At 71.4% G+C, this 2,940-nt stretch carries 2 protein-coding genes and 1 pseudogene; all 3 read right to left on the reverse strand.

Going from position 1 to position 2,940, the window contains the following annotated elements; translation table 11 throughout:
* Window positions 1-659 (reverse strand): annotated as a pseudogene (locus tag KBX53_RS27935) (WXG100 family type VII secretion target); the annotation flags it as partial.
* A complete protein-coding gene (locus KBX53_RS27940) occupies window positions 652-1,062 on the reverse strand; it encodes a hypothetical protein (protein WP_245233545.1) in 411 nt (136 codons plus the stop codon). The pseudogene KBX53_RS27935 and the gene KBX53_RS27940, both read right to left, overlap by 8 nt.
* Before the next feature lie 46 nt (window positions 1,063-1,108).
* Window positions 1,109-2,731 carry a type VII secretion protein EccB gene (gene eccB, locus KBX53_RS27945; protein WP_030329564.1) on the reverse strand — a complete coding sequence of 541 codons (1,623 nt, stop codon included), beginning with the start codon at window positions 2,729-2,731 and terminating at the stop codon, window positions 1,109-1,111.
* Between the last annotated feature and the right edge of the window lie 209 nt (window positions 2,732-2,940).

The raw sequence follows: 2,940 nt of genomic DNA on the forward strand, positions 1-2,940 counted from the left end.
CCCGTGCGCGCGGTGTGAGTGCCGGTGTTGGGGCCACTCGTCACCCTGGCGATGGCCGAGACGCTCTGCGGCGTCGTCGGATCCTTGCGGGCGGTGGTCGGCGTGTCCGGGTCCGGCGGAGGCGGCTCGACCACCCGGTCGTAGGTGGAGATGTCGTAACTGCTGGCCAGATCGGCCACCAGGTTCACCATCCGCTGGTGGGCCTTCTCCTGCTCGGCCTTGTCCTGCTGGTGGCCGGCGATGCCCCCGACGATCAGACCGGTAAGACCGAAGACCGCGCCACCCTTGATCGCACCGCCGATCGCCTTGTCGTTGTCGTCGGTCTCCTCCGGGCTCTCGGCCTCCTTGTGAGCGGCCCGCAGGTGGTCGGCCATCATGGTCAACCCCTGCTTGACGCCGGCCATCCCCTCGCCCAACGCATCGGTGTGGGCGACGATCAGGCTGAGGCGCCGGTGGAACTCCCGACCCGCCGAACCCGTCCAGGTGTTGGCGAGCTTGTCGAGGTCGCCGCTCAGCTCCCGGCCGAGGCCGTCGAGGATGCCCTTGAGCTCGGCCCACTGGGCGGCCACGCCCTCGACCTGCTCCGGCTTGCCCGCCATCAGGCCGTCGTACAGCTGCTGGTGGCTGCTGCCCTGGTAGCGCTGGGTGTACTCAGACACGCCCGTCCTCCTTCGGCTGGAACGCCCGGTCGACCGGGTTCAGCGCGGCGGTGACGTCGTCGGCGTTGGCCGCGTTACGCGCCTCGGCGGTGCGGTAGTTGCTCAGGATCGTGCTCGTCGCCTGCTGAGCCGCCAGCACCGCCTGTCGGATGCGCTCGGCCTGCTCCACGTAGGACTGGTGGACCTCGCTGTAGCGACGCGCCTTGTCGGTGGCGTCGAAGAACGAGCCCAGCGCCGGAGGGCGGCACTGCATCTCGGTGTTGAGCTTGCGCAGCACCGACTCGGCCTGGCTCAACCGAGACGCCAGGTGATCGTGGAAGTCCTCAAGGGACAACAGGTCGACTTCCGTACGCCCGGCCATGGCAACATCCCCGTCGTTCTGGTTGACAACCGTCAGCGACATCAAGGTTAGTCCACCCGTGCGACTCCGGGCGACCCGTCCAAGCTGCTCAGCCGTCGGCGTCGGTCGATTCCGCCGACCCCCCGCCGCCGGCCCCGCCGCTCGCCGGTGCGCCGCTCGCCGGAGCCGACGGTGTCGAGCCCGACGGTGGACCGGCGGACGGCGACCGGGACGATGGCGTGGCCGACGGCGAGCCCGAGGGCGGTGCCGCCGATGGCGAGGCCGACTTCGGTGCGGCCGACGGTGGCGCGGCCGGCGCCGGCCCGTCGGGAGCGAAGACGGCGAACGCGTCCTCGCGCTTCAGGGTGGGCCCGGTCGGGATCAGCGCGAGCAGGGAACCGGGCACCGCCAGCGGGGTGACCCCGCCGTAGCCGAGCACCTCCAGCGTCTCCGCCGAGCCGAGCGGATACCGGATGCCCTGCGGGCTGATCAGGTAGATCGTCGCACCGGCGGCACCGGACCCGCTGGTCCCGGCACCCGGTGAGGCCTGTGCGATGACACCCTTGCCGCCGGGCAGCAGCACCGCCTCGGCGGTGCGTACGGCGTCGCGCCTGGTCTGCCGCACCGGCACCAGCCCCGGATCACTGTCGGTCAGCTCATCCGGCACCCGGTCGAACACCTCCAGGGTGGTGGTCGGCGGACCACCCGCGCTGCCCTTGCGGTACGTCGCGCACACCGTCGTCTGACCGGGCTGGGCCGGGTAGAGGGCGGGCACCGTCGGCGGCAACCCCTCCTCCTCGATCCGCTGCTCCTCGAACGCCTCGCTGGCGTCGTTCGGCGTGATGTCGGTGATCCGACCGCTGCCGCTGGTCTGGAGCAACGCGGTGATCTCGCTGATCGGCACGAGCGCGTCCCGGGTCAGCACGTAGTGTCGCCCGGCAGCCTTGAACACCGAACCGACGTTGTACGACTTTCCGGCCACCGTGCGGTTGCTGGGCCCGCCCTCACCGGCCAGCGACATCCTGCGCAGCGGTGGCCCGGCCGGCACGGCGTTGAGCAGTTGCTGCCCGATCTGGAGTCGCTCGGTGCCGGCCATCCGCAGCGCCGTCATCGTGCGGGCCGGGTCGAGCAGCTGGAGCCGCCTGTTGTTGGTGATGAGGTAGCGCTGGTCGTCCACCGAGACCAGCACCCCCCGGTCGCCCAGCGGCGTGCCGCCGGGCAGCGCCCGGTCGATCACCAGCCGGGTGCTGGAGCGCTGCCGGTCGACCGGGTCGGGCACGTCACAGACCGACCACGGCAGCCCGGTCAGCGACTTGCGGTCGGGCAGGGCGTCCGGTGCGCCGACGATGCCGACGGTCACGCCCCGGGGCCGGTCCCGCAGCGACGCCTGGGACATCGTCCGCACCTCGGCGGCCGCGTCGTTCACGATGAGGCGCGCCGACGTGTAGTTGAGCGTCGGGTGCAGCTTCCCCTCGATGAACACGTACGTCGCGCCGGTCTCCCGTTCGATGACCAGGGTCTTGTCGTCCAGCGGCGCCGCACCGCCGGTCAACTGGCCGTACGCGCCCACCCCGCCGAGCACGATGGCCGCGGCGAGGACACTGCCGAAGACGGCCATGCCGAGCCGTCGCATCGGCAGGTTGGTGGTCTCCGGGTCGCCCGACAGCAAGGCGGAGACGATGCGGCGGGTGACGAAGCGGTACGCCTGCACCTGATCGCGGCGGGTCCGCATGACTTACCTCCGGCGGGGTGTTTCCACGACGATCAGGGGCAGGGTGCCGTCGCGGGCTTCCCTACGATAAGGGGCCGACGGTGCTTCCTTGGGACCACCGCTCGTGGCCGGCTCCGGAGGAGACCCGGCGCAGAGTCGTACCGTGCAGGAGGGACAGTCAGCGATGACGCAGGTTCAGGCGCCACCCGCCCGAGCGGTGGTCCCAAGGA

Origin of the sequence: Micromonospora sp. M51 (assembly GCF_018070305.1) — a bacterium.
Classification (GTDB): Bacteria; Actinomycetota; Actinomycetes; order Mycobacteriales; family Micromonosporaceae; genus Micromonospora; species Micromonospora parva.